At 72.0% G+C, this 25,719-nt stretch carries 21 protein-coding genes; 8 read left to right on the top strand and 13 right to left on the bottom strand.

The features are described 5' to 3' along the window. The first annotated feature begins 87 nt into the window (after positions 1-87). From ACFVS9_RS08350 to ACFVS9_RS08340, 3 genes are all read left to right on the top strand, one after another. Positions 88-1,218 carry a S1 family peptidase gene (locus ACFVS9_RS08350; RefSeq protein ID WP_383113756.1) on the top strand — a complete coding sequence of 377 codons (1,131 nt, stop codon included), beginning with the start codon at positions 88-90 and terminating at the stop codon, positions 1,216-1,218. Between the two features lie 287 nt (positions 1,219-1,505). Continuing rightward, a complete protein-coding gene (locus tag ACFVS9_RS08345; RefSeq protein WP_389930995.1) occupies positions 1,506-2,021 on the top strand; it encodes a hypothetical protein in 516 nt (171 codons plus the stop codon). 44 nt (positions 2,022-2,065) lie between these two features. Beyond that, a complete protein-coding gene (locus tag ACFVS9_RS08340; protein ID WP_383113737.1) occupies positions 2,066-2,917 on the top strand; it encodes an NAD(P)H-binding protein in 852 nt (283 codons plus the stop codon). 1,050 nt (positions 2,918-3,967) lie between these two features. Here the strand turns inward: ACFVS9_RS08340 and ACFVS9_RS08335 are convergent. Continuing rightward, entirely contained in the window at positions 3,968-4,780 is an 813-nt protein-coding gene (locus ACFVS9_RS08335) for a TetR/AcrR family transcriptional regulator (RefSeq protein ID WP_389930993.1), read from the bottom strand. A gap of 86 nt (positions 4,781-4,866) precedes the next feature. Between ACFVS9_RS08335 and ACFVS9_RS08330 the strand changes: the two genes are divergently transcribed. The 3 genes from ACFVS9_RS08330 to ACFVS9_RS08320 all read left to right on the top strand — a co-directional run bounded on the left by ACFVS9_RS08330 (position 4,867) and on the right by ACFVS9_RS08320 (position 9,325). Then, a complete protein-coding gene (locus ACFVS9_RS08330) occupies positions 4,867-5,256 on the top strand; it encodes a VOC family protein (RefSeq protein ID WP_389930992.1) in 390 nt (129 codons plus the stop codon). Between the two features lie 1,084 nt (positions 5,257-6,340). After that, positions 6,341-7,462 (top strand): DUF1996 domain-containing protein, encoded by a 1,122-nt coding sequence (locus ACFVS9_RS08325; RefSeq protein WP_383113734.1) that lies wholly within the window; start codon positions 6,341-6,343, stop codon positions 7,460-7,462. A 96-nt stretch (positions 7,463-7,558) separates the two neighbouring features. Next, entirely contained in the window at positions 7,559-9,325 is a 1,767-nt protein-coding gene (locus ACFVS9_RS08320; protein WP_389930990.1) for a discoidin domain-containing protein, read from the top strand. Positions 9,326-9,540: 215 nt separating this feature from the next. On the opposite strand, the gene ACFVS9_RS08315 is transcribed toward ACFVS9_RS08320, so the two are convergent. The 6 genes from ACFVS9_RS08315 to ACFVS9_RS08290 all read right to left on the bottom strand — a co-directional run bounded on the left by ACFVS9_RS08315 (position 9,541) and on the right by ACFVS9_RS08290 (position 16,225). Next, complete coding sequence (locus tag ACFVS9_RS08315; RefSeq protein WP_389930989.1) at positions 9,541-11,685, bottom strand: hypothetical protein; 2,145 nt, start codon at positions 11,683-11,685, stop codon at positions 9,541-9,543. 237 nt (positions 11,686-11,922) lie between these two features. Beyond that, the gene (locus ACFVS9_RS08310) at positions 11,923-12,303 is read right to left on the bottom strand and encodes a hypothetical protein (protein ID WP_383113731.1); all 381 of its coding nucleotides are present in this window, start codon (positions 12,301-12,303) and stop codon (positions 11,923-11,925) included. Positions 12,304-12,475: 172 nt separating this feature from the next. After that, positions 12,476-12,925: a family 1 glycosylhydrolase gene (locus ACFVS9_RS08305; RefSeq protein WP_389930987.1), complete on the bottom strand. Its 450-nt coding sequence runs from the start codon at positions 12,923-12,925 to the stop codon at positions 12,476-12,478. 97 nt (positions 12,926-13,022) lie between these two features. Next, a complete protein-coding gene (locus ACFVS9_RS08300) occupies positions 13,023-13,898 on the bottom strand; it encodes a carbohydrate ABC transporter permease (RefSeq protein ID WP_389930986.1) in 876 nt (291 codons plus the stop codon). Next, positions 13,891-14,901, bottom strand: coding sequence for a carbohydrate ABC transporter permease (locus ACFVS9_RS08295; protein ID WP_389930984.1), 1,011 nt, complete (start codon positions 14,899-14,901; stop codon positions 13,891-13,893). The genes ACFVS9_RS08300 and ACFVS9_RS08295 overlap by 8 nt, the downstream gene beginning before the upstream one ends. A 10-nt stretch (positions 14,902-14,911) precedes the next feature. Continuing rightward, positions 14,912-16,225 (bottom strand): ABC transporter substrate-binding protein, encoded by a 1,314-nt coding sequence (locus ACFVS9_RS08290; RefSeq protein ID WP_389930982.1) that lies wholly within the window; start codon positions 16,223-16,225, stop codon positions 14,912-14,914. 143 nt (positions 16,226-16,368) lie between these two features. Between ACFVS9_RS08290 and ACFVS9_RS08285 the strand changes: the two genes are divergently transcribed. Next, positions 16,369-17,703 carry an ROK family protein gene (locus tag ACFVS9_RS08285; protein WP_389930981.1) on the top strand — a complete coding sequence of 445 codons (1,335 nt, stop codon included), beginning with the start codon at positions 16,369-16,371 and terminating at the stop codon, positions 17,701-17,703. A 234-nt stretch (positions 17,704-17,937) separates the two neighbouring features. Here the strand turns inward: ACFVS9_RS08285 and ACFVS9_RS08280 are convergent, their stop codons facing one another. Next, complete coding sequence (locus ACFVS9_RS08280; protein ID WP_389930979.1) at positions 17,938-19,008, bottom strand: LacI family DNA-binding transcriptional regulator; 1,071 nt, start codon at positions 19,006-19,008, stop codon at positions 17,938-17,940. Positions 19,009-19,239: 231 nt separating this feature from the next. Between ACFVS9_RS08280 and ACFVS9_RS08275 the strand changes: the two genes are divergently transcribed. Continuing rightward, entirely contained in the window at positions 19,240-20,475 is a 1,236-nt protein-coding gene (locus tag ACFVS9_RS08275; RefSeq protein ID WP_389931076.1) for a transglycosylase family protein, read from the top strand. Here ACFVS9_RS08275 and ACFVS9_RS08270 read toward each other — a convergent pair. From ACFVS9_RS08270 to ACFVS9_RS08250, 5 genes are all read right to left on the bottom strand, one after another. After that, positions 20,445-21,632, bottom strand: a complete 1,188-nt coding sequence (locus tag ACFVS9_RS08270; RefSeq protein ID WP_389930978.1) for a DMT family transporter — start codon at positions 21,630-21,632, stop codon at positions 20,445-20,447. The genes ACFVS9_RS08275 and ACFVS9_RS08270 overlap by 31 nt on opposite strands. 212 nt (positions 21,633-21,844) lie before the next feature. After that, a complete protein-coding gene (locus ACFVS9_RS08265; protein WP_383113724.1) occupies positions 21,845-22,300 on the bottom strand; it encodes an ATP-binding protein in 456 nt (151 codons plus the stop codon). Positions 22,301-22,397: 97 nt separating this feature from the next. Further along, positions 22,398-22,841, bottom strand: a complete 444-nt coding sequence (locus ACFVS9_RS08260; RefSeq protein WP_383113723.1) for a response regulator — start codon at positions 22,839-22,841, stop codon at positions 22,398-22,400. Continuing rightward, the gene (locus tag ACFVS9_RS08255; RefSeq protein WP_383113722.1) at positions 22,838-24,463 is read right to left on the bottom strand and encodes an ATP-binding protein; all 1,626 of its coding nucleotides are present in this window, start codon (positions 24,461-24,463) and stop codon (positions 22,838-22,840) included. The genes ACFVS9_RS08260 and ACFVS9_RS08255 overlap by 4 nt, the downstream gene beginning before the upstream one ends. Next, complete coding sequence (locus ACFVS9_RS08250; protein ID WP_383113721.1) at positions 24,460-25,713, bottom strand: PP2C family protein-serine/threonine phosphatase; 1,254 nt, start codon at positions 25,711-25,713, stop codon at positions 24,460-24,462. The genes ACFVS9_RS08255 and ACFVS9_RS08250 overlap by 4 nt, the downstream gene beginning before the upstream one ends. Between the last annotated feature and the right edge of the window lie 6 nt (positions 25,714-25,719).

Raw genomic sequence — 25,719 nt, 5'->3', positions numbered from 1 at the left:
GCGCTCTCAGTGGCTCTCGGACGCTTTCTGTTCCACCCCCACGACGCTGGAACAAACAGAAGGGGCACTCCCTTGAGACACACCACGATGGTGCGGACGGGTCTCTCCGCACTGCTCATCATCGGTACCTGGGCGACCGCCGGTCTGACCCAGGCCACCGCCGCCGACTCCCGCTCGGCCGAGCCGCAGGCCTCGGCCGGGATCGTCACCGCCATGCAGCGCGACCTCGGGCTGACGAAGACTCAGGCCGAGGCGCGGCTCAGTGCGGAGAAGGCGGCGACAGCCCTCCAGGGGACCGCGCGGAGCGCGGCCGGCGCGGCGTACGGCGGCTCCTGGTTCGACGCGGGCAGCGGCCGGCTGACGGTCGCGGTCACCGACAGCGCCAGGACCGGTGCCGTCCGGGCCACCGGTGCGGACGTCCGGGTGGTCGGCCACACGGAGCGCGAGCTCGACGCGGTCAAGAACCGGCTGGACGCGCTCTCCGCCCCCAAGGGTGTCAGCAGCTGGCACGTCGACCCCCGGGCGAACAGCGTCGTGGTGAACGTGGTCGCCTCCGAGCAGGGTGACAACGATGTCCGCGCGTTCGTCGCGAAGGCGCGCGAGGCCGGTCCCGTCACGGTGAAGCAGACCGCTGAGGCACCGCAGACCTTCGCCGCGGGAACGGTCGGCGGCGACCCGTACTACACCGGCAACGTCCGGTGCTCCATAGGCTTCTCCGTGCACGGCGGCTTCGTCACCGCGGGCCACTGCGGCCAGGCGGGCGGAGCGGTCAGGGGCTGGGACGGCTCGGCCATCGGCTCCTTCCAGGGCTCGTCCTTCCCCGACAACGACTACGCCTGGGTGAGCGTGGGCAGCGGCTGGTGGACCGTCCCCGTGGTCCTCGGCTGGGGCACCGTCTCCGACCAGCTGGTCCGTGGCTCCAACGAGGCCCCCATCGGCGCCTCGATCTGCCGCTCCGGCTCCACCACCCACTGGCACTGCGGCAACGTCCTCGCGAAGAACGAGACCGTGAACTACAGCCAGGGCGCCGTCCACCAGATGACCAAGACCAGCGTCTGCGCCGAACCGGGCGACTCCGGCGGTTCGTTCATCAGCGGCGACCAGGCGCAGGGCGTCACCTCGGGCGGCTGGGGCAACTGCAGCGGCGGCGGGGAGACCTGGCACCAGCCGATCAACGAGATCCTCAACCGGTACGGGCTGACCCTCCACACGGCCTGACGGATGACCCCGCCGGGCCCCCGGGACCCGGCAGAACGTGACCGGTCTGCCGCGGCAGCAGGGTGGCCCCCTGCCGCGGCAGACCTCGTGTCCGCCCCGCACAGGCCGACAGCCGAAGGCCGGAGCGGCCGGGGCCGACTCCGCGTGGTGGGGACCCCGTTGCCCGGCGGACGGGCCGCCGACGGCCGGGGAGCGGGGGGATCGCTTGCGGTGGCCGAGGGCAGGGGCTGATCGCGCGGGCCGATCACTGATCACCGCGCCTGGCCGTCGAGCAGGCGCAGAAGCCCATGTCGATCGTGGTGACCACTGGACAGTGCGGGGACTCGCCGCAGTTCGAGCCTGTGCTGGAGAAGGTCCGCGTGCCCCGCATCGGGTGGGGCCGGCCACGTGTCCGTCCCGATCGCGTGCGCGCTGACAAGGCGTACGCCTCCCGCAGGAACCGCGCCCACCTGCGCCGTCCGGGACCCGTTGCACCACCCCGGACAGGACCGACCAGGTGCGCAACTTCCGGAAGCTTGGCTCCCGCGGCGGCCGGCCGCCGTGTTCCGACCCGCTCGACCACCGGGATCGTCATGCGGTCGAGCGCGGGATCAATCGCCTCAAGAGGCATCGTGCCGTCGCCACGCGACACGACAAGCCCGCGGTCCGCCACGAGGCGACCGTACTCATCGCTCCGTCGACGAGTGGCTGTGACGCCCGGCCGTCACGTGCGGGATCCACGTTCCACCACCGCGGCCAGATCGCTGGTGGGAACCGCACCTGACGGCAGCCCCCGGCCGGTACTTGACCTGAACCTTGGTTGATATATGAGGGTTGTGTCATCGAACGGCGAGACGAGGAGATTCCTATGACACAGCCCGTGATTCTGGTGACCGGCGCGACGGGAAAGGTCGGCGGCGCGGTGGTCGGCCAACTGCATGCGGCGGGCGTGCCCGTGCGGGCGCTGGTGCGAGGGAAGTCGGACTTCCCGAAGGGTGTGCAGGCAGTGCGCGGCGATCTCAGTGATCCCGCGTCGCTGCGCTTGGCTCTGGAGGGCGTCGATTCGGTCTTCCTGGTGTGGCCGTTCCTGAGCGCTGAGGGCGCGCCGGAAGTGATCGACGTGATCGGGAAGCACGCTCGACGGGTGGTGTACCTGTCATCCGCAGGGGTCGGGAGCGAGAAGAAGGAGCCGGGCGAGGCGATCACCATGTTCCACACGGAGCTGGAGCGGCTGATCGAGGCATCGGGCCTGGAGTGGACGGCGCTGCGGCCCACCGGGTTCGCGGGCAACACGCTTGGCTGGGCGGATCAGGTGCGCACCACCGGTGCGGTACGGGCGCCGCTGGCAAGGCTGGCCCGTCCGCTGATCCATGAGGCGGACATGGCTGCGGTCGCCGTTCAGGCACTGACGACCGACGCTCTGCTCGGCGCCCACCCCGTGATCACCGGCCCTGAACTGATCACCCAGGAACGGCAGGTGGCTCTGATCGGCGAGGCGATCGGGCGACCGGTGCGGTTCGAGGAGGTCGCGCTGGACGAGGCCATCGAGCAGATGAAGGCCGTGGGCTACCCGGCAGAGCTGGTGGAGGCCGTGTTGCCGGCCCAGGCGGAGATGCTCGACGACCCGGAGCCGGTCAACGACGAAGTGGAGCGCATCACGGGAGCCCCGGCCCGATCCTTCCGGCAGTGGGCGGTGGACCACGCGGCGGACTTCCGCTGAGAGGGACGTCGGTACACGTTGGCACAGACGACCGAAGCACCGGATCTCGACGCCGTCACACACGCGCGCGACGCCGAGGCCGGGCCCCTGCCCAGGGAAGCCTCTCGTGGTTGAACCGTGCAGGTCGGGGGCCATCTCGTGGCTATGGCGTGCGGTCACTCAGAAGGATCCGCATCCCAGAAAGGCATCTCCGCGGGAGTTCTTGAGCACTTCCGACACACGCCCTGGCGTCATTTCTTACAGGCGGGCCGTCGAAGAGGACTTCTGACCGGATACCGGCCCCGCCCGGGCACCCACGGACCCGTTCGTGCCTGCCACGGATCCTGCTGGCTCATTCCGTACCCAGCAGGTCCGACGGCTCGTCGGCCAGGACAGCGGTCGCCGTCCGACGTTCCCGGTCGCGCGTGGGGTGTGGACATGTCGATGCAGCCGAGGCCGCGGCCGAAGGCGCCCGAGCCGGCCGCGCGGGTGGCTCGGGCGGTGGCAGCACGGGGCCCGTACCCGCTGGCGACGCGGGTCCATGCCCCGATGCGCTGCCGCACCGGGTCCCAGTCGGGGAACAGGTCGGCGGGCAGCTTCCGGACGGTACCGGCGGCTTCGAGGTGTCCGGCGGCGATGAGGCCGGCCCCGGTGGTGCGGTTCTCGGCGAACTGCAACACCGTCACCGCGACGAGCCGTCCCCGTGACCGGCCTGGCCGTCCTCCGGCTTCGAACGCCTCATGAACTCGGCGTCCGCGAACAACTCGCCTGCCCTGTGGCATGAACCTGAGATGCGTGCCCGGCCCGGGACTTGATGATCACGGGTCCGACGCCTCGGTGCTGTCCGAGCTCCATGCGCGGGTGGTCGAGCAGGGGGACGGAGGAGAGCGGGCTCGATCTGCTGCCGAAGGCAGTTCAGGGAAACCGGAGGTCCTTCAGCGTGAACCTGCGACTGTGCCCCCTGACTCTGGGTCGCGCCCGGCGAGCAGCCGCCGCCCAGGGCACCCCTGTGCGCGGAGAAGGGCCAGACCTCTTCACTGATCTCCCCGACCCGGCCACAGGTGCTCCGGCTCACGGGGTGATGGCGTCGTCCCGGTGCGGTGAAGCCGGTGTCTTCGCGTCTCCGCTACGCCCGATGAGGGCGGCGAAGGCGTCGAGAACGCGTTGAAGGCCGAAGGAGTAGGCGTGGGCGGGGTCGTAGGCACTGTTGTGGGCGGCACCCGCGGCCGCGCCGACGCGGACGGCGGTGGGGTAGGCGTCCTCGTCGAGGACCCGGGCGACGAGCGGGGCGTTCAGTTCCCACCACTGTTTGTCGTTCATGGCGCTGTCGTGCTGCGCGGCGCGGGCATCGGCGACGGCGCGGGCGCATGCCTGCACGAAGGTGAGCAGATGGCTCAGGCAGTCATCCATCTCGACGTCGCTGAGGCCGAGGCCGTCGAGCCCGGACAGTTCGTGCTCGTACTTCGCCATCTGCCCCGGCCCCAGCGGAGGCCTCGCGGTGGAGACGGCCGCAGCCCATGGGTGGTGTTCGAAGAGGGCCTTGTTCTCCTCGGCGACAGCGATGACGCGTTGGCGCCAGGGCTGTCCGGTGGTGTCGGTGCGGGGCATGCGGGCATAGGCGGCGTCGAGCATGAGATCGAGGAGCTCGGCCTTGCCTGGGACGTAGGTGTACAGCGTCATCGGCACCACGCCGAGTTCCTTGGCCACCCGGCGCATGGTCACCGCGTCCAGGCCTTCGGCGTCGGCGACGGTGGTGGCGGCCTCGACCACCGCGTCGATACTCAGCCCCCGTCGCGGTCCTCGGTGGGGCTCGGAGGGGGAGCTGCGCCACAGCAGTTGCAGGGTGCGGGCCGGGTCGCCCGAGCTGGTTCGTTCCGCTGGCACGGGGCCATCCTCTCGCAATCGAACTCCGTACGGCGTACATTGTACGTCGTACGGAGAATGCTCAGCGCGATCTCGGAGGAACATTCATGAAGATCACCTCTAGTGCCGTGTCGCTCAACGTCGACGATGTGCCCGCATCCAGCGCCTTCCTCGTCGAGCACTTCGGGTTCCGCGAGGAAATGGCCGCCGAGGGCTTCGCGTCCCTGACGCGCGACGACGTCGGCATGAACGTCATCTTCTTGCGGCGGGGGCTGGAATCCCTCCCGGCGGACCAGCGCGACGAGCACACCGCCGGCCTGATCCTCGCCTTCGTCGTCGAGGACCTGGAGGGCGAGCTGGCGCGCCTGCGCTCCGAAGGCGTCGCGATCACCATGCCGCTGACCGACGAGGAGTGGGGGGAGCGTGCCTTTCAGGTCCGCGATCCCAACGGTGTCATCGTCCAGCTGGTCGACTGGAACGCACCCACCAGCCCCTGAGGCAACCTGCTGCGCCACCAGCAGCATTGACGCACGGTCAGGGGTACGGGGGCGCCGGCTCGGCTGCATCGACATTCCGCACCCCGCCCGTGACCGGGAACCGCGGGCGGCCGATGGTGTCCCGACCGGCGAGCCGTCAGCACCGCTGGGCGCGGAATGAGCCGGCAGGATCGCCGCCGGTCTGGTGCCCTTCCCGGCCGCTCACCGCGAACCGACCGGGGCCGGCCGTCCGCGTACCCCGCGTGCCGGTGTCCGGCGGCACATCCGCGGCGGACCACGCCGTGGTCAAGAGCCGCCACGGGCTGAACGCTCCCGGAGCCCTTCGGGGCAGATCCGGTGCGAGCGCCGTCGCCGTGCCCGCCGATCCGGCCCGCAGCCTGGAACTGATGCGGCGTCACAGGACCCCGCGCTACGGCAGGGCCGACCTCCTGCGTGGCGGGTTCGGCACCTCCTGGCGAGCAGGCGGCACTCGACCGCGCGCCGCTGGGCCTTGCGGAGGTGGCGGAGCGCGAGCCGGGACGCGTGCGACCGACTCAGGTGGCGGCTGTGCGGGGTCGAGCCCGTGTCCGTGCCGCATACGGTCCGATCCACGGGAAGCTCGGCCCCGACCGCTGCCGGTGGGCCCCGAGAGACATACCGCGCCCATCGGCGTCGAGGGCCGGATGTACTTCGACGCCGAGCGGGAGCACGTCTTCGTCGGACTCCGCCTCTGCCCGCACCGCGATGAACCGGCCGCCCGGCCTGGACCCCGACCGCCTGGGGCTCTACGCCCCGGCCGTCCGCCTCTCCCCGGTGGCCGGCCCCTGCGGCTGCTCGACGGCGACTTCCGGGACGAGGAGGTCATGCGGGGGATCGCGGAACACAACCTCGGCGAGGCACCGGCCACGTTCCGTCGGTCGGCGCGGCAACGCCGCCCGCCCGGTGCCCCGTTCATCGACTCTTGACATGTTCTCAGCAGCGACGTAACACTGAAGCCATTGGGAGAGCGCTCTCCCACCGCTTTCCGCACGTCGCACCGTCCAGCTCCACTCTCCCCCCACCGCGCACCCGACGTGCGCGGACGCAGAGCGGCACGGAGGTCCGCATGGCCGAAAGAATCAGCAGATCCACCCTGGTGTCCGCCCTGGTGGTCGCCACCGCACTGGCCCTGGTCGTCATGGGGTTCAGTGCGATCACCCAGGCCGGAGCACCGGCCCCCGAGGCCGCCGCCGAGCCGGCCGGGGTGTCCCATGCCGTCCAGGAAACGCAGCACGTGCAGGGCCACGCCATGGCGGCGGCCGACCCCGTCCCCTCGGGTGACGACCCCGACGGCGACGGCTACATCCCGGCGAACCCGCCGGTCACCGGCGTGGTGCCGTCGAGCGAGATCCCGCCCCACCGGTACTTCCACGAGTTCCAGGCCAACTGCTCGGTCGACCACACCGGTTCGGTCGACCCGATCGTCTACCCCGGCCAGACCGGGAAGTCCCACAACCACACGTTCATGGGGAACGACACCACGGACGAGAACTCCACGACCGCCTCGCTCGGTGCGGGCGGCACCACCTGCAAGGCGCCCGGCGACCGGTCCGCCTACTGGATGCCGACCCTCTACAACGGGGACCAGGAGGTGCGCCCGGTCGGTCCGCAGACCATCTACTACAAGGCGGGTGTCACCGACTACCGGACCGTCCGGCCGTTCCCCCGGGGGCTGCGCTTCGTCGTCGGCAGTCCGACACAGACCGCCGAGGAGTTCCGCGACCACCCCGGCATGGTCGAGGGGTACGAGTGCGGGGAGAGCTACCACAACTACGAGTTCCCGGCGGTGTGCCCGACCAGTCGGGACACCCAGCTCAACCTCCGCATGCAGGCGCCCAGTTGCTGGGACGGAAAGTACCTGGACACTCCGGACCACAAGGCCCACATGGCCTACCCGGTCGTCACGGGCGCCAACCAGGACGTCTGCCCGGCCAGCCACCCCGTGGCCCTGCCGATGATCGAGTTCAAGATGGCGTGGCCCGTCAACGGTGACATGTCGAAGGTGAGGCTGGCCAGCGGCACCGGCCACTCCTTCCACTACGACTTCTTCAACGCCTGGGACGACGCCACACAGGCCGCCATGGTCGGTCACTGCGTCGTGGGCGGCCTCCAGTGCGACGCCCGTGGTTACGACCAGAACAACCCGGGTGAGGGCGCCGCGCTGAACGAGAACTACGAACTGCCCTGACCCTTCCGCTCTCCCTCCCGGGCTCTCCGAGGCCAGGAGGGAGAGCGCTCTCCCACGCCTGTTCCCGTTCTCCCCCCACGAGGAGCTGTCTTCCCCATGAAATCGCCACGTCCCACCCTCCTGGCCTCCGGCCTCAGACGCACGGCGGCACGTCTCGCCGTCGCCGCCCTCGTCGCCGCGGGAGCGGTCACCCTGCCCGTGCCAGCCGCGCAGGCGGCCGGCAGCGTGGTGAAGGTCGAGGGATCGCAGGGCGCCTGGAGACTGACCGTCGACGGCGCGCCGTACACCGTGAAGGGCCTGACCTGGGGCCCCTCCGTGGCCGATGCCGGGCAGTACATGCCGGACGTCCGGTCGATGGGCGTCAACACCATCCGGACCTGGGGCACCGACGCCACGACGAGGCCCCTGCTGGACAGTGCGGCCTCCCACGGCATCAAGGTCATCGCCGGCTTCTGGCTCCAGCCCGGCGGCGGGCCGGGAAGCGGCGGTTGCGTCGACTACCTGACGGACACCGGGTACAAGAACGACATGCTCGCCGAGTTCCCCAAGTGGGTGGAGGCGTACAAGGACCACCCCGGTGTCCTCATGTGGAACGTCGGCAACGAGTCCGTGCTCGGTCTCCAGAACTGCTACAGCGGTACCGCGCTCGAACAGCAGCGTGACGCCTACACGACCTTCGTCAACGACATCGCCAGGAGGATCCACGCGGTCGACCCGAACCACCCGGTCACCTCGACCGACGCCTGGACCGGGGCCTGGCCGTACTACCGGAGGAACGCGCCGGACCTGGACCTGTACGCCGTGAACTCCTACGGCGCCGTCTGCGACATCCGCAGGACCTGGGAGGACGGCGGCTTCGACAAGCCCTACATCGTGACCGAGGGCGGCCCGGCCGGCGAGTGGGAGGTGCCCGACGACGCCAACGGCGTACCGGACGAACCCACCGACACGGCGAAGGCCGCAGGCTACGAACGGGCCTGGCAGTGCGTCAGCGGACACACGGGCGTCGCACTCGGCGCGACCCTGTTCCACTACGGCACCGAGTACGACTTCGGCGGCGTCTGGTTCAACCTGCTCCCGGCGGGCCAGAAGCGGCTCTCGTACTACGCGGTGAAGAAGGCCTACGGGGCCGGCACCCCGGGCGACAACACCCCGCCCGTGATCTCCGGCATGACCGTCGACAACGCCTCGGCCGTCCAGGCGGGCAGGCCCTTCACCGTGAGGGCGTCGGTCTCCGACCCCGACGGCGACCGGCTCACGCACCAGGTGCTGCTGGGCAGCAAGTACGTGGACGACAGCGGGCAGCTCGTCGACGTGCGGTTCACCGACAAGGGTGACGGCACCTTCGAGGTCACCGCGCCCGACCGCCTCGGTGTGTGGAAGGTGTATCTCAAGTCCTCCGACGGCAAGGGGAACGTCGGGATCGAGACCCGGTCCTTCCGGGTCGTCCCGCCCCAGGTCGGCGGTACGAACGTGGCCCGCGGCAAGGCGGCCACCGCGTCCACCTTCCAGCCGGACGGCACCGGCTGCCCGTGCCCCGCGGGCAACGCCGTCGACGGATCCTTCGACACCCGCTGGGCCAGCGAGTGGGCCGACCAGCAGTGGATCCAGGTGGACCTCGGGGCGAGGACCGCGTTCGACCATGTGCAGCTCGCCTGGGAGACCGCGTACGCCAAGGGGTACACCCTGCAGACCTCGGACAACGGTCAGGACTGGACCACCGTGCACACCGTCACCGACGGGAACGGCGGCATCGACGACATCGACGTCACCGGCGAGGCGCGCTACGTCCGGGTGAACACGTCAGTACGCGGCACCCCCTGGGGCTACTCGCTCTACGAGTTCGGCGTCTACCGGAGCTGACAGGCCGACAGCCCCGCCGCGCCGTCCTACGCCCCGTCGGTGGTGCGGCCGGGAAGCCCGTGTCGGGCCACGGACCTCCGTGGCCCTACACGGTCCGGCCCCGCACAGAGGGCCCTACACGGTGCGGCCCCGCACAGAGGGCCCGACACGGTCAGGCCCTACACAGGGGCCGACACGGTCCGGCCCCACACGCGGCGAGCGCTCCTGGGGGAGCGTCAGCGGTCCGAGGACATCGTCCCGCCGCCGCGCAGCCGCGCGTCCACCTCGAACCGGGCGTCACGCGCCGCGCGCACCGCGAGCGTGGGGCCGGAGGAGGCGCCGCGCACCGAACCCGCCACCTCGATCCGCTCCACGGCGCGGCTGCCGGCGGCGAGCACGTACCAGGCTCCGGCAGGCGACCTCCAGTGGGTGCCGGCGACGACGTGCTGGCCGAACCGGCTGCACAGAGCCGTGTTCCGGCGCTCGGACACCACCTCGCCCTGCGCGGAGGGCGAGCTGGCGGGCGGCACGAACTGCAACAGGACCCGGCCCTGCCCGCCCCAGGTGTCCGCCCTGGTGCACACCCAGTCCGCCGTGGAGCGGGTGCCCGGGAGAGGCTGCCGCGCGAACTGCCAGTGGTTGACGGCCCGCACCCCGGAATGACGCAGCTCCCGCAGCGAACAGGCCGTGCGGGCCCAGCCGGTCAGGGCGTCGGTACCCGTCGCCTCGCGGGGCTGCCTGGCGGGAGCGCCGGATCCGGGCGCCGGGGTGTGGGTGAGGTGCACCGGCGCCAGGTCGCCCAGATCGGTGACGAGGAACGCGTGCTTCTCCACGATCCTCTCCGACGACCTGAGCTGCATCACGGGCCAGGAGGCGCACCCGCCGCCCGCCGCCGGGCCGCGCACCGCCGCGGTGACGCCGTCGCCGTTCACGTCCAGCGCCCGCGCCGGAGTGTCCGGCGCGAGCAGGTCCCGGGTCGCCGACTCCGCCACCCAAGGCGCCAGCAGATACCGCGCCGACGTGCCGGAGCGGCTGACGACGAGCGCCGCCGCCGTGGTGACGTCCGCGTCGTCGACCCGCGCGAAGTCCACGGAGGCGGTGCCCCCGGCCAGCGGCTCGGCGTACCGGACGACGCGTACGCCGCCGTCGTGGAACAGCACCACCGCCCGGCCGCCCAGCTCGCCCGCGAACAGCAGCTGGGGGGACTGGGCGGGCGGCACGGTCGCGGTGCCGGGGGTCGAGGTAACGGTGGTGTCCGTCCGGGGCCGGGCCCAGTCGGCGAGGGCCCGCCCCAGCAGCGCACGGTCATCGGTGCGGCTGCCACGGGGCGGCCAGGCGCTGAAGTCCACCCGGGAGGTGTCCGCCCACCGGTCCGCGGGCGTCCTCACCAGACCTGCGGGGTCGAGCGCCCCGCCCGGCACCGTGACGCGCAGGGCGGAGACCGGCGCGCGGGTGTCCCCGGCGCCCCCGTCGGCCGAGAGGGCCAGACCGCCCCCCACCGCGAGGAGCGCCAGGGCCGCCGCCCCCGCCCGCACCCGGTGCCGGCGCCGGAGCAGGTCACCGGGGCGCGTCTGCACCGTGCACGGGTCGAACTCGTCCGAGCGCAGCATGTGCCGGACCCGCTCGTGGTCGCTCCCGGCCACCCGGGCGGCGGCCCGCACGGCGTCGGCCGGATCCGCCGCGCCCGCCTCGGCGAGCAGTGCCCGGGTACCGTCGGCCGACAGCGACTCCAGCAGACGCAGGCCCAACGCCGCCCGCACGGCCGCCGGGACGTCCGCCAGGGCGCGGTCCAGGGTGAATTCGTCCATCCCGCCGGCCCGTGGGAAGAGACGCAGCCCGCGCACGACCGGCAACGAGGGCCGCAGCGCCGCCGGGGCGGGCGCCCGCCCCGGCCACCAGCGGGGCCTCCACTCGTACGCCAGCGCGGAGCGCACGACCCGCAGGCGGACCGCGGCGTACGCGGGTGTGCGCGGACCGTCGCCGGCGGGGACGCCGGACCGAGGGGCCGGGATTCCGTGCGGTGCGGCAGCACCTCCCGCGTTCCCGTCCGGGGCGGGAGCGGCGGCATCCGCGTCCCGGTCCGGCGTGGGAGCGGCCTCCGGCCGTGGCTCCGGCGCGGGGACGACGTCCGCGTCCGGCGGGGATGCGGGGACGTCCTCCGCGCCCGCGCCGGGGGCGGGCCGCGCGCTTCCGCGCAGGGCCCGTTGCACCACGGCGTGCGCGGCGAGCACCCGGCGGTGCCGGCCGAGGCGGGGCGGCAGGGTGAGGTAGGCCAGGCGTACGAGGCGCGGGTAGTGCTCGACGAGTGCCGCCTCGGCCTCCTTCACACCGAGGTGTGCGCCGGGAGCGAGGGCGCGGAGCGGCGGGGGATGGAGGGGCATGAGGTGGGTGCCTTCCGGGCCGTGGGCAGAGAACCGTCACCCGGAAAACGAGCCAATCGTGTGACGGTCACATCGGCCCCGCGACCGACCCGCGCCTGCGCTCCGGGGACCTCGGCCCGCCAGGGTCCTGAACACCCGTCCGTGCAGGTGGGCCCACCGGGTCCTGAAAACCTGTCCGTACAGGTCGGGCCCGCAGGGGATGCCCTTCCGTCCCCCGTCCCCGGCTCCGCGCGACGGCTAGAGGGGCCCCTCGGGGCCCTCGTCGCCCGAGCTCAGCTCCTCGGCCCGCAAGGCCAGGTCCTGCAGCACATCGGCCGAGGTCACGTCCTCCTGCCCGGAGTCGTGGATCTGCGCGAGCGCGATGAAGGCCAGGGTGAACGCGCCGACCAGCTGTTCGACGGCCCCGCCGACCTCGCTGCCCACGAGGGCCGCCATCTCCTCGACGGTGGCGTCCGAGGGGATGGCGATGTGCGGCATGGTCTCGTTCAGGAGGGTCGTCACCATGTTGCCGCTCGCGTCCGGGTCGACGCCGACCGTGTCCTCCTCGGCGTGGCGCTGCATCTCGCCCGCCTCCGTGAGGATGCCGATCACTCGCTTGAGGACTTCGCTCTGCTCCATACGGTGAGCATAAGCGCCGGGTCATGCCCGTCCGATCGCCGTCGGGCGGTGTGCCGGACGGGGGCGCCCCGGGCGCGGGCGGGTGGGGCCGCCGCGCGCCGGGGGCCCGGGCCGTCGCCCGGGGGAGGGGCGCGGACCGCTGTGCGCGGCCCACCGCCCGAGGCCTCGCGGATCAACTCCGCGTAGCGCCGCCCACCGCGCTTGACGTGCGGCGCCGGGTGGCGTGGTCGACGTGGACCGGGCCGAAGCGCTTGTCGTTGCCGTACGCCCACTCGAAGCCGTCCAGGAGCGACCAGGCGAAGCAGCCTGCCAGGGGCGCCTCCTTGCGCACCGCGCGGGCGCCGACCGCGAAGTGCTCCGCCAGTCGGCGGGTGCGCTCCGGATCGTGCACCCAGCTGTCGGGCCGGACCGCGTCCCGGTGGGCCGGGCCGTTCTCCGCGACATGGATCCGCCGGGGCCGTACTCCTCGGTGAGGCGGCAGGTGTTCCGGGCCTGCGGAGTGGACCTCCCGGTCCCTGGCGGTACGCCGGGCACCGGGCGGCCGTGTCTGCCTCGCATGGGGGACCGGCCCGTGCTCGTCGGCCCGGACGGCCGCGGCGAAGTCGGCCGGGCCGACGAGCACAGGCTCGATCAGGCTCGGTACGCGGCGGTGGCGACCCCCCAGGTGAAACCGGCGGGGAGAGCGCCGGGGCCGTTCACCGCACGCCTTTCCGTGTCGGTCACTTGACGGCTCCGGCGGTGAGTCCGGCGACGAGGTAGCGCTGGAGGAGCAGGAACCCCACGACGACGGGCACGCTGACGACGAGTGAGGCGGCCATCACCTGGTTCCAGTACACGTCGTTCTGGGTGGCGTAGCCCTGGAGCCCCACCGCGAGGGTGCGGGTGGCGTCGTTGGTCATCACCGAGGCGAACAGCACCTCGCCCCACGCCGTCATGAACGCGTACACGGACACGGCGACGATCCCCGGCACGGCCGCCGGCACGACCACCCGGACCAGGGCGCGTACCGGACCGCAGCCGTCCACCATGGCCGCCTCGTCCAGGTCCCTCGGGATGGAGTCGAAGTATCCGATCAGCATCCAGATGGAGAAGGGCAGCGAGAACGTCAGGTACGTGAGGATCAGGCCGCCCCGCGAGCCGTAGAGGGCCAGGCCCGTGCTGTTGCCGATGTTGACGAAGATCAGGAACAGCGGGAGGAGGAAGAGGATCCCGGGGAACATCTGCGTGGACAGCACCGTGACGGTGAAGACGCGCCGGCCGCGGAAGCTGTAGCGGCTCACGGCGTACGCGGAGAACACCGCGATCACCACCGAGCAGACGGTCGCGGCGCCCGCCACGATCAGGGAGTTCACGAAGTACCTGGCGAGCGGGACGGTGTCCCAGATGTCGAGGTACGGCTGCACGGTGAGTCCGTGAGGGATCCAACGGAACTTCCCCGAGACCTCCTGGAGGGGTTTCAGGGAGCTGCTGACCATGACGTAGACCGGCAGCAGGACGAACCCCGTGAGCAGGGTCAGGACGATGCGCCGCGTCCAGAGGAAGGACCGGGGCGCCGCCATGGGGGACCGGACGCGTGACCGGGCGGGGCTAGGCATCGGCGCCCTTCCTTCCGCGTGAGGTGAGGAGCAGGTACAGGGCCGTCACGACCAGGAGGAAGAGCAGCAGCAGCACGGACATCGCGGAACCGGTGCCGAAGTTCCAGGTGACGAACGACGACTGGTAGATGTGGATCGAGATGAGGTCGGCGCTCGCGGGGGCCGACTTGCCGAACAGCACGTAGGGCGTGTTGAAGTCGTTGAAGGTCCAGAGGAACAGGACGAGCACCAGCACCTGGTTGACGGGCCTGAGCGCCGGCAGCGTGATCCTGCGGATCTGCTGCCGGACGCCCGCGCCGTCGATCGACGCGGCCTCGTACAGTTCACGCGGGATGTTCTGGAGCCCCGCCATCACGATGAGGAAGGCGAAGGGCCAGCCCTTCCAGACCGAGACGACGATCAGCGCGTAGATGCTGTTGTCGCCGATCAGCCAGAAGGGCGGCCGGCCGGTCAGTCCCAGCTGGTCGTGCAGGACGTGGTTGACCAGCCCGTTGTCCCGCTGGAACATGAACGCCCAGGTGATGACCGCCGCGTAGACCGGCAGCGCGTAGGGGACGAGGAAGACGGTCCGCAGGAAGCCGCGGCCCCGGAAGTTCTCCTGGAGCATGATCGCCGCGGTGACCCCGAAGAGCCACGCGAGTCCGACGGCGAAGAAGGTGAAGACGCAGGTGACGAAGAAGGAACGGAGCAGGGCCTCACCGATCGGCGCGTCGAAGTCCACGGCGATCCGGTAGTTGTCCAGCCCCGTCCAGGGTGCCGCGCCCCAGTTGCCGATGAAGAACTGGGTGAGCCGGCGGAAGCTCATCACGATGCCGACGGTCATCGGGATCAGATGGATGAGGAGTTCGAGCAGGACGGCGGGCAGGAGCAGGAGGTAGGGCAGTCCGCCGCGGCGGATCCGGTCGGGGATGCGCGGCGTTCTGCGGCGCGCACCCCCGCTGCCCCGGCTCGTACCCTTTCGGGGCCTGTCGGTCCCGGGGGCGGTGGTCACGGTGGCGGTCATGGAGTCGGCCTCACTGCTGCATCGTCTGCTGGGCCTTTTCCAGGCGCGCCTTGACCGATTCGGTGGTGACGGGGGTTCCGGCCGCGGCATCCGCGAACAGTTCCTTGACCGCGGTGCCGACCGCCGTCTCGAACTGCGACTCGTCCGGCACCTGGGGGAGCGGCGCGGCGCTGGTGGCGAGGGTGTCGCGCAGGACCTTCAGCTCCGGGGCGGCGAAGGCGGGATCCGACTGGGCGGCCTTGACGGGCGGGATCGATCCGTAGGTCCGGCAGAGGATCTTCTGTTCCTCGTCGCTGGTCATGAACTTCACGAACTTCTTCGCACCGTCGATGTTCCTGGTGTTCTTGAACACGGCGATGTTGATGCCGGCCACCATGGAGTTGGTCCGCTCGCCCGCGCCCGGCGCACCGGCCGGCACGGGGACGGGGGCCACGCCCCAGTCCTCGGGCTTCATGCCCTGCGCGGCGAAGGTGGTGGCGGCGGCCTGCCACAGGACCATGGCCGTCCGGCCCTTGGCGAAGTCCGTCAGCGACTGGTTCTGGGCGTACTCGGCGTTGCCCGGCGCGATGATCCTGTCCTTGGCCATGAAGTCGACGTACTGCTTCACGGCGGCGACGGCTCCGTCCGAGGTGAAGTCCGCCCTGCCGTCCTTGTCGAAGAAGTCCGCGCCGTGCTGCTGCCCCAGGACGAAGGTCTGGTGGATGTTGTTGGAGAGGTTGGAGCCCTCGGCGCCGAGGGCCCACCTGCCGTCCTTGGAGAGCTTCTTGCCGTCCTTGACGAGCTGGTCCCAGGTGGCGGGCGGAGCGGTGATGCCCGCGTCGGCGAACATCTTCTTGTTGTAGTAGAGGGCGTACGAGAGCGAGTAGAGCGGTACCGCGGCGGGTGGCTCGCCCTCCTTGCCGGCGGAGGCGACCGCGGAGTCGATGAAGCGGTCCCGGCCGCCGATCGCCTCGAAGTTCGCGTCGTCCCAGGGGAGCAGCGCCCCGGTGGCCTGGAGGGACGCCGACCACGTGTTGCCGATGTTCAGCACGTCCGGGCCCTGGCCCGACGTGGTGGCGGCGAGGATCCGGTTCAGCAGGTCGGCCCAGGGGACGACCTCAAGCTTCACCTTGATCCCGGTCTCCTCCTCGAACTTCTTCAGCTCGGGGGTGAGGATCTTCTTGTCCGCCTCGACGCTCGGGCCCTGGTTGGAAGCCCAGTACGTGAGGGTCCTGGGGGACGCGTTGCTGCCGCCGTCCGACGACGTCCCGCCTCCGCAGCCGGTCACACCGGCGGCGACGGAAACGGCGAGGGCGATCGCTGCTGCGGCTCTGAGGTGGCGCATGAAAGGTGGCCCCTTTCCGGGGAGGGCGTGGTTCGGGATCCGAACGACCCTTCCGCTCTTAATTTAAGAGATGATTTAAGAGGTGAAGAAAGTGCGCGTCAAGGCCCGTGACCGGGGTATGTTGCCGGGACGAAGGGAGCACCATGGCTGAGCGCAGCAGACGGACCGTGCGTGACCTGCGAAGGGGCAATCGGGCGCGGGTATTGCAACGGTTGTATTTCGACGGCCCGCTGAGCCGTCAGGAGCTGGGGCCCGCCACCGGGCTGAGTTCGGGATCCATCAGCAACGTGGTCGCGGAGCTGGCCTCGGAAGGTCTCCTGGAGGAGGCGGGCGTCGTCGACTCCGACGGCGGGCGCCCCCGCACCCTGCTGCGGATCGCCCCGGACGGCGGGCTGTTCATCGGCATCGACATCGGCGAGACCCGGGTCCGCGTCGAGCTCTTCGACCTCTCGCTGACCGAACTCGCCCGCACCGACCGGCTGCTGGCCCAGCACGGATACGACGTCGAGCGCATCGTCGGCCACGTCCGCTCGGGCGTGGCCGACGTCCTGCGCGACGCGGGCGCCGACCCCGGCACGCTGCTCGGTATCGGCATCGGGGTGCCCGGCATCATCGAACGCGACGCCCCGGAGGCCGCGGGCGGTCCCGGAGCGGTGGTGCACGGCCAGACCATCGGATGGAGCGCCGTCCCCTTCGAGCGACTGCTCCGTGAGGCCGTGGGCGTGCCGCCCGGGACGCCGTTCTTCATCGACAACGGGGCGAAGACGCTGGGCCAGGCCGAGATGTGGTTCGGCGGCGGCCGGGGCGCGGGCGCGGCGGCCGTCGCCCTGATCGGCTCCGGGGTGGGCGCCAGTGTGAACCGGGGGGACATCCTCGACGGGGACCTCTCGAACGCGGCCCTGGAGTGGGGCCACACCACGGTGCAGCTACGGGGCCGCCGGTGCCGCTGCGGCTCCATCGGCTGCCTCGAGGCGTACGCCGGCGCCGAGGCGATGCGGGAGCGCTGGCGGGAGGCCGGTGGCCCGCTGCCCCCGGACGCCGACGACGAGACCGCGCTCGCCGCACTCCTCGCGGCCGCCTACCCGGGCCCCGGCGGCGCCTCCCCGGACCCGGTGGCGGTCGCGATCCTGGACGAGACGGCCGAGTGCCTGGGGGCGGCCCTGGCCGATCTGGTCAACCTCTTCCTGCCCGAACGCATCCTGCTGGGCGGCTGGGCGGGCCTGCTGATCGGCCCTCACCTGCTTCCGCAGATCCGCCGGTACACCCAGGAGTACGCGCTCGAGCACGCCGTCGCCCGCACCACGGTCGACCTGGGCCACCTGGGGCCCGACGCCGTCACCGTGGGCGCCGCGACCCTGCCCCTGTCCGACTTCCTGGCGCGCGGCGGCACCCGCCCCGCGCGTACGTCACTCCCGGGCACCACGACCCCGGACCGTGCGGCGGCGCCGACGGGCCGGGGGCGGGCGGCGGCGGGCTGAACGCGGGGGGCCCTGGCCGTGCATGGCCGGTCGCGGCGGTGTGCCGGACGCCCGGGGTGCGGACCTGGAGCTGGTGCGCCCCGGCGGAGGAGGCTGACGGCGCCGGGACGAACCCCCTGCCGCGTACGGCCCCGGCGGAGGCCCTTCGCCACGTACGCCCCGGCGGAGACCCCTCGCCGCGCACGCCCCCGGCGGAAGCGGCGGGCGGCGCCAGGGCGGCTCCCGCCGCTCCCGTCAGGTGGAATCCCGCACCACGAGCACCGGTTCGAAGATCACCGACGTCACCGGCCTCTCCGGTGCGGCCAGACGGTCCAGCAGCAGGCCGGCCATCTCCGCCGCCATGTCCTCGACCGGCTGCCGCACCGTCGTGAGCGGCGGCCGGCAGGCGGAGGCGGCGCTGCTGTCGTCGAAGCCGACCACGGCCACGTCCTCGGGCACCCGCCTGCCGTGTTCCCGCAGGACGTGGCAGGCCCCCGTCGCCATCAGATCGTTGGCCGCGAACACCCCGTCCAGACCGGGGTGTTCGGCGAGCAGCCGCTCCATCGCGGCTTCGCCGCTCTCCTGGGTGAACAGCCCCTCGGCGACCGGGGGAAGGGACGATCCCCGCTCGGCCAACGCCTCCTGGAACCCCTCCAGCCGCTCCCGCCCCGCCGGTACGTCCAGCGGCCCGCTGATGGTGACGATCCGCCGGCAGCCGCGCTCCAACAGGTGCTCCGCGGCCAGCCGGGCGCCGTCACGATGGGCGAGATCGACGTAGCTGATGCCCACGGGCCGTGAGGGGCGCGCGTACAGCACGGCGGGCAGCCCCGCCCCGGCCACCAGGCCGGGCAGCGGGTCCTGCGCGTGCGTGGAGACGATCAGCGCCCCGTCGGCGCTGCCCTGCCGCAGGTACGCCACCACCTCGTCCCTGGCCCGTGACGTCTCGGCGAACATCAGTACCGGGTGCATCCCGCGTGGCCGCAGGAAGTTGACCACCCCCGTCAGCACCCGGCCGAAGAACGGGTCGGCGAAGACCCGGGCGGTGAAGGCCCCTTCCTCGGCGGGCCCCCGGCCGTCCGCCTCGACCCCCGCGCCCGACACCACCAGGGCGACGGCGTCCGTACGGCGGGTGACCAGGGAGCGGGCCGCACGGTTGGGCGCGTAGCCGGTGACGGAAACCGCCTGCCGTACGGCCTTCTGGATCGCGGGGTCCACGTTGCGCACCCCGTTGACGACGCGGGAGACCGTGGCACGCGAGACGCCGGCCGCCCTCGCCACGTCCTCCAGGGTGGGGGCCGCGCCGGCCGCTCGCGGAGCTTGCGTCATGGGCGCATTTATAGCATCAGCGGGACGCCGGGATAGAGCGCTCTCCCGGACGCTCCCGACGACTTCACCTCGGGCCGGAGCGGCCGGAGCGGGAGGTGGCGGTGCCGCCGGTGAGGGCGTACGCCGGTGCGTCCGGGCGACGGGTGCGGACTGTTCCCTTGTCATCACCCGTTGTATGCCCATACGTTGGCCGCTTGCGACGTGTCCTACAGCCAGTGGGGGAGCCTGATCATGGCCGCGAACGGACGGCACCGCAGATACCAGCCCAGCCGGATCAACCGTGCCTCGCTCACGGTGACGGCGGGAGGCGCGGGCATAGCGCTCCCGCTCCTCACGGCCGCCTCGGCGGGGGCCGCCACGACCGATGTGTGGGAGAAGGTCGCCGCCTGCGAGTCGACCGGGAACTGGCACATCAACACGGGTAACGGCTACTACGGGGGACTCCAGTTCACCCGGTCGACCTGGGCGGCCTACGGCGGCACCGCCTACGCCGCCCGGGCGGACCTGGCGACCAAGGACCAGCAGATATCCGTCGCCGAGAAGGTGCTCGACGGCCAGGGCCCGGGGGCCTGGCCGACGTGTTCCGCACGCGCCGGTCTGGAGCGGGGCGGCGACGGGCCCGGGATCGTCCCGCAGTCCAAGGGCCAGGTCGCCGTCGACGCCGGGCAGCAGAAGGCGGTGAAGTCCGGCCCCGCGAGGACGACCGCCCGCGACGCCGTGACGGCCAAGGCGTCACCGACGACGGTGCCCGGCCGGCGCGACTCGTACACCGTCGCCCGCGGCGACTCCCTCTCCGGCATCGCGTCCGCGGAGCGGGTCCAGGGCGGCTGGCACCGGCTGTACGCGGCCAACCGCACGGTGGTGGGCGCCGACCCCGACCTCATCATCCCGGGACAGCGGCTCACCCTCGACGTGGCCGGGGCGCCGGCCGCCGCCCCGAAGCAGAAGGCCGCCCCCAGGACAGCCCCGAAGGCCCCGGAGAAGAGCGGGAAGAAGGCCTCCGCCACCCCGAAGACCGCGGAGAAGGCCGTTCCCGCCGCCGGGAAGAAGGCGTCCGAGCCGCGGTCCGGGCTCACCGCCCCCGTGGCCGCCGGCACCGGAACCCCGTACCACAAGGCCGGTTCATGGGCCAGCGGCTACCACACGGGCGTCGACTTCCCCGTACCCACCGGTACATCGGTCAAGGCCGTGGCGTCCGGGAAGGTCGTCTCGGCGGGCTGGGCGGGCGCCTACGGCTACGAGGTCGTGATCCGGCACGGCGACGGCAGGTACAGCCAGTACGCCCACCTCTCCTCGCTGCACGTGCGCGAGGGCCAGCAGGTCGGCAGCGGCCAGCGGATCGCGCGTTCGGGCTCCACCGGCAACAGCACCGGCCCGCACCTGCACTTCGAGATCCGCACCGGCCCCGGCTACGGATCCGACATCGACCCCCTGGCCTACCTCAGGGCCGGCGGCGTCAGCGTCTGAACGGTCCCCGCCCGGCCCTCTAAGTCACCCCGGCGGGCCGGGCCCGCGGCGGGCCGCCGGCCGTCGAACTCCACCCGCCCGCCACCGTGGTCCAACGGCAGCGTCAACGGGAGGGAGAGGGCCGTCGGCGCCGGGAACGGGTCCGGCAGAACCGCCGCCCCCTGGGCAACCACGGGCTCCGCGTGCGGCCCGCCGGCGCCCGCCGCGGCCTCGTCGGTGTCGGTGCGCGCCTGCGGCACCCGCGCCGCACGAGTGCTCCGCGCCGCCGTACGCTTCCCGGCCCCCGCCGGCGTACTCCCACCGGCGGCGTCCCGCTCCTGCGTACGCCGCTCGGCCCCCACCCGCTCCGTGGTCAGCAGCACCAGACCGGCCGCCGCCAGCGCACCGCAGCCGAGCGCGAGCAGGGTGCCCGTCAGGCCGTAGCGGAACTGCTCCCCGAACAGGGTGATGCCCACCGCCGCCGCGACGACCGGATTGACCACGGTGACCGTCGCGAGCGGCGCCGCCAGTCCGGCGCCCCGGTACGCCGCCTGGGAGAGCAGCAGCCCTCCGGCCGCGAACACGGCGATCGCGAGGAGGGTCGGCAGGCCGGACGTCACCGAGCCGGAGGTCCACTCCACCGCCACGGTCTTCGTGAACACGGACGCGATACCGAACGCGACACCGGCGCCGGTGGCCAGCACCACGCTGCGCAGCATCGGCCGACGGAGCGCCCTGGCGAGGAGCATGAGGCCCACGACGGCACCGGCCGTCCCGGTCGCCAGCACGAACTGCTCCGGGCCGGCCAGGGTGTGCGATCCGGCGTTCCCCGTGAGGGCCAGCAGCCCGGCCAGGCCCACCGTGGCCATCACGGCGCCCCGCCAGGCCGTCCGCCCCGCCCTGCGGTGCACGAAGAGCGCCGCCATCGGCAGCGCGAAGACGATCGTCAGAGCGCCGAGGGGCTGGACGAGGCTGAGCGGTCCGTAGGCCAGCGCCACGACGTGCAGCACCGCTCCCACTCCGTTGAGCCCCACAGCCACCCACCAGACGCCGTTGCGCAGAGGTGCGTACGGGCGGCTGTCGCCGGCCGCGGCCACGTGCTCCTGGACGATCGCGCCGGCCGCGTAGGCGACGGCGGAGACGAGCGACAGCAGCACGGAAAACGCCAGGGAACTCATGTGCACCACGATGTCCCGGCGGAGCCGCCGCGTCGTCGTCCCTGAGGCTGCGATTCGGCGTACTGCTCCGGTAGTACGTCCATCACTCCATGGTCCTCCTCCCGGCGCTGTTCCTCTCGGCCCCGGGTCGAGGGTCCGCGGGAGCGGTCACGCCCCGCGTCCGGCCGGCGCCACCGGGTGTCCACGACCGGGCCGCCCAGCGGGGAATCAGGTCAGGTGCTGAGCATGAACTCGGCGCGGATGCGCTTGCCGACGGGCACCCGCTCGGCCGTGAGCCGGTCGCAGAGCGCGACGACGATCTCCATGCCGTGACCGCCGAGGCGGGCCGGGTCGGGGGAGTAGAGCACGGGGAGCGCCGTGCTGCTGTCGTACACCGTGACGCTGATGCGCCGCGCGTCGCCCTCCAGCTCCAGCAGATATGGACCGTGGCTGTAGCGGTCCGCGTTGGTGACGAGTTCGCTGACGGCGAGCATCAGGTCGCTGCGGGTGTGCTCACCGAGGACCGCGAGCCACTCGGCCGCGAGCCGCGCGAGGAAGCGGTCGGCGAGCGCACGGGCCTGCGCGATGCATCCGGGCTCACCGTCGAACACCTCGGCGGTGAGCAGTACCTCCGTGGACGGGGACCCCTGCAGGGGGTCGTCCGGCCGGGAAGTGGCCTGTTCGTTCATGTGCTCCAGCCAGGGCGCCGCAGGGGAGGTCGCAGACCTCTTCTCGCCGTTCGTCTACCCGCGTCGAGAGATCCCACTCCGGGAGATCCCTCCGATCTTACGCACGCGGAGGCAGCCGGACCACGCTGACGAAGAAGTCGTCGATCTGGCGCACCGCGCCGATGAACTGCTCCAGGTCGACCGGCTTGGTGACATAGGCGTTGGCGTGCAGTTTGTAGCTGCGCAGGATGTCCTCCTCGGCGGAGGACGTGGTGAGGACCACGACCGGGATCAGCGCCAGCTCGGGATCGGTCTTGATCCGTTCCAGCACCTGCCTGCCGTCGTACCTCGGGAGGTTCAGGTCGAGAAGTACCAGGTCGGGGCGGGGGGCGTCGCCGTGCTCGCCCTGGCGGTAGAGGAAGTCCAGCGCTTCCTGACCGTCCCGCACCACGTGCAGGGTGTTGCGGATCTTGTTGTCCTCGAACGCCTCACGGGTCATCAGCTCGTCGCCGGGGTCGTCCTCGACGAGCAGGACCTCGATGGGCTTGACGGCGTCGTTCACGGGGTGTCTCCCGACCGGGGGGTGAGCGGGGCGGGGGCGAGCAGCTCCGCCGTGGTGTGTGTGGGGGCTTCAGGAAGAACGGGCAGGGTGAAGTGAATCAGTGTGCCCTCGGCGGGCTCCGGATCCAGCCAGATCCGGCCACCGTGGAACTCGATGATCTTGCGGCAGAGGGAGAGACCGATTCCGGTTCCCTCGTACTCGTCGCGGGCGTGCAGGCGCTGGAAGATGATGAACACCTTGTCGGCGAACTCCGGCGCGATCCCGATGCCGTTGTCGGCGACCGTCAGATGCCAGTCGTCGCCCTCCCGGACACACCCGACGGTGATGCGGCACGGCGTGTCGGTCCGGCGGAACTTGACCGCGTTCCCGATGAGGTTCTGCCACACCATGGTGAGCGACGTCGAGTCGCCCAGCAGCTCCGGCAGCGGCTCCTCGCGTACGACGACGGCTCCGGACTCCTCGACGGCCAGGGTGAGGTTGGTGAGGGCCCGGTCCAGGGCCGCGTCGAGGTCGACGGGCTTCCAGCTCTGCTGTACCCGGCCGACCCGGGAGAAGGTCAGCAGGTCGTTGATGAGCACCTGCATCCGCTTGGCACCGTCGACCGCGAAGTCGATGTACTGCCGGCCCCGGTCGTCCAGCTCCGCGCTGTACCGCTTCTCCAGCAGCTGGCAGAAGGAAGCCACCTTCCGCAGCGGTTCCTGGAGGTCGTGGGACGCCACGTAGGCGAACTGCTCCAGCTCGGAGTTGGACCGCCGCAGCTCCGAGGTCTGCTCGGCCAGCAGCGTCTCCCGCTCCTGGGACTCGGCCAGTTCCGCGACCAGGCGCCGGCGCATGTCCTCGGCCGCCGCGGCGACCGCCCGCACGTCCGACGGGCCGCGGACCTCGATCTTCGACGAGAAGGCGCCCGACCTCACCCTGTCCGACGCCGCCGTCAGGGCGCCCAGCGGCCGGCCCACCACACGCCGCAGCAGCAGGCTCAGCGACACGACGGCCAGCACGAAGCCGATCACCAGGGCGATGAGCACCCGGTCGCGTGTGGAGCGCGCGTCGTCCAGCCCGGCGCGGGCCGCGTCGCGAGCCTCGTCCAGGTGGCTCTGCTGGGTGGTGTACAGGGCGCGCAGCGTGTCGAACTCCGCCTTGCTCCGCATGATCGGCGCCGAGGACGCCCCGGTGGGACCGTTCGCACGCACCGCCGCGATCAGCGGCTCCGCCCGCAGGGCCCGCCACTCCTGGGCGGCCTCCTCGATCCGCTCCAGGTCCCCCGCGTACGGCTGCTCGCCGCGGACCAGCGAGCGCACCCGGGCCAGCCGGTCCTGCTCGGCGCGCATGCCCGCCTCGTACGGCTCCAGGAACGTGCTGTCACCGGTGAGCGCGAAACCGCGCACCCCGGTCTCCTGGTCGAGGAGCGAGTTCTGGAGCTGGAACGACGCCGAGCGGGCCGGCTGGATGCGGTCCACCAGCTCCGTGGTCCGGTCGGAGATGCGGGACAGGACGAGCCCGCCCACCACGAGGCATCCGCACACCACCAGCACGAAGCCGGCCAGGATCAGATGGACCCAGTTCTGCACCGAGAGCCGGGCTATCGGGCCGGGCCGTCCGGCCGTCTGCCGTGCGGTGCTCATGAGTTCGCCTTCCAGCCGAGATGAAGAACGGCCACGTCGTCGGCCAGCCCGCCGTACGGAGAGGCACTCTCGGTGGCCTCCGCGACCAGCGCGTCCACGAACGCGCGGGGTTCCAGTGCGCCGTACTTGCCGGCCATGGCCAGCAGACCGTCCTCGCCCAGCCGGGACTTGGGCCCCGTACGGCCTTCGAAGAGGCCGTCCGTGAACAGGACGAGGCCGCTGTCGGGGGAGAGGGGAAGTTCCGTTATGGTCCAGCGGCCGGCGCCGGGCAGCAGGCCGAGGGCCATGCCGGTGTCGGGTTCCACCCAGCCGACCTCCGTGCCGCGCCGCAGCAGCAGCCCGGGGTGCCCGGCCCGCGACACGAGCGCCCTGTCGCCACCCGGCGGGAAGACCAGCGTCGTCACGGTCGCGAACACATGGGGATCCGAGCGCTCGGCGACCAGTATCTTCTCCAGGAGACCGACGGTCTCACCCTGGCTGACACCGGTGAGTACGGCGGTGCGCCAGGCGACCCGGAGGCAGACCCCCAGGGCGGCCTCCGCCGCGCCGTGGCCCGACACGTCGCCGATCACCGCGTGCACCGCACCGTCAGCGGTCTGCACCACGTCGTAGAAGTCGCCGCTCAACAGCCCGTGGGCGCGCCCGGCCTCGTACCGCGCGGCCACCTGGAAGCCGTCGTCCAGCAGGAGCGGGATCGGCAGCAGCGCGCGTTCCAGACGGGCGTTCTCCTGGGCGATCAGCCTGCTGGTCCGCATCGCGGCGGCCGAGCGTTCGGCGTGCTTGCGCTGGAGGGCGTAGCGGACGGCCCGGCCCAGCACCTCGGGGTCGATCCGGCCCTTCACGAGGTAGTCCTGGGCGCCCTGCGCCACCGCGGACAGCCCGGTCTCCGACTCGTCCAGCCCCGTCAGCACGATCACCGCGGCGTCGGGGGCGGACTCGACGAGCTGACGGACCGCGTCGAGTCCGTTCACATCGGGCAGGTGGAGGTCCAGCAGGACACAGACCGACGACCGGCAGCCGAGCAGGAACCGCCGCGCCTCGGCCAGCGTCTTGCACCACGTGAGCGGGGCGTCCAGCTCGCTGTCGGTGAGCATCTCCTCGACCAGGAGCGCGTCACCCGAGTCGTCCTCGACCAGGAGCAGGACCGCGTCCACGTCCCATACGGACGCGTCGGGGACGGGAACCCCCTGCTGCTCGGGAATCACGCCGGGCTGCGTACGCCCGGAGAGTTCCAACGGCGACTCGGTCACACCCAC

The sequence above is a fragment of the Streptomyces sp. NPDC058008 genome, from assembly GCF_042886395.1.
Taxonomy (GTDB): domain Bacteria; phylum Actinomycetota; class Actinomycetes; order Streptomycetales; family Streptomycetaceae; genus Streptomyces.
This window is presented reverse-complemented; position numbering and strand designations above follow the sequence as displayed.

What these genes read in the sequence shown, in the direction of transcription:
- ACFVS9_RS08350 (WP_383113756.1), top strand. Translation starts at nt 88, where the DNA reads ATGGTGCGGACGGGTCTCTCCGCACTGCTCATCATCGGTACCTGGGCG.
- ACFVS9_RS08345 (WP_389930995.1), top strand. Translation starts at nt 1,506, where the DNA reads ATGTCGATCGTGGTGACCACTGGACAGTGCGGGGACTCGCCGCAGTTC.
- ACFVS9_RS08340 (WP_383113737.1), top strand. Translation starts at nt 2,066, where the DNA reads ATGACACAGCCCGTGATTCTGGTGACCGGCGCGACGGGAAAGGTCGGC.
- ACFVS9_RS08330 (WP_389930992.1), top strand. Translation starts at nt 4,867, where the DNA reads ATGAAGATCACCTCTAGTGCCGTGTCGCTCAACGTCGACGATGTGCCC.
- ACFVS9_RS08325 (WP_383113734.1), top strand. Translation starts at nt 6,341, where the DNA reads ATGGCCGAAAGAATCAGCAGATCCACCCTGGTGTCCGCCCTGGTGGTC.
- ACFVS9_RS08320 (WP_389930990.1), top strand. Translation starts at nt 7,559, where the DNA reads ATGAAATCGCCACGTCCCACCCTCCTGGCCTCCGGCCTCAGACGCACG.
- ACFVS9_RS08315 (WP_389930989.1), bottom strand. Translation starts at nt 11,685, where the DNA reads ATGCCCCTCCATCCCCCGCCGCTCCGCGCCCTCGCTCCCGGCGCACAC.
- ACFVS9_RS08310 (WP_383113731.1), bottom strand. Translation starts at nt 12,303, where the DNA reads ATGGAGCAGAGCGAAGTCCTCAAGCGAGTGATCGGCATCCTCACGGAG.
- ACFVS9_RS08300 (WP_389930986.1), bottom strand. Translation starts at nt 13,898, where the DNA reads ATGCCTAGCCCCGCCCGGTCACGCGTCCGGTCCCCCATGGCGGCGCCC.
- ACFVS9_RS08295 (WP_389930984.1), bottom strand. Translation starts at nt 14,901, where the DNA reads ATGACCGCCACCGTGACCACCGCCCCCGGGACCGACAGGCCCCGAAAG.
- ACFVS9_RS08290 (WP_389930982.1), bottom strand. Translation starts at nt 16,225, where the DNA reads ATGCGCCACCTCAGAGCCGCAGCAGCGATCGCCCTCGCCGTTTCCGTC.
- ACFVS9_RS08285 (WP_389930981.1), top strand. Translation starts at nt 16,369, where the DNA reads ATGGCTGAGCGCAGCAGACGGACCGTGCGTGACCTGCGAAGGGGCAAT.
- ACFVS9_RS08280 (WP_389930979.1), bottom strand. Translation starts at nt 19,008, where the DNA reads ATGACGCAAGCTCCGCGAGCGGCCGGCGCGGCCCCCACCCTGGAGGAC.
- ACFVS9_RS08275 (WP_389931076.1), top strand. Translation starts at nt 19,240, where the DNA reads ATGGCCGCGAACGGACGGCACCGCAGATACCAGCCCAGCCGGATCAAC.
- ACFVS9_RS08270 (WP_389930978.1), bottom strand. Translation starts at nt 21,632, where the DNA reads ATGAGTTCCCTGGCGTTTTCCGTGCTGCTGTCGCTCGTCTCCGCCGTC.
- ACFVS9_RS08265 (WP_383113724.1), bottom strand. Translation starts at nt 22,300, where the DNA reads ATGAACGAACAGGCCACTTCCCGGCCGGACGACCCCCTGCAGGGGTCC.
- ACFVS9_RS08255 (WP_383113722.1), bottom strand. Translation starts at nt 24,463, where the DNA reads ATGAGCACCGCACGGCAGACGGCCGGACGGCCCGGCCCGATAGCCCGG.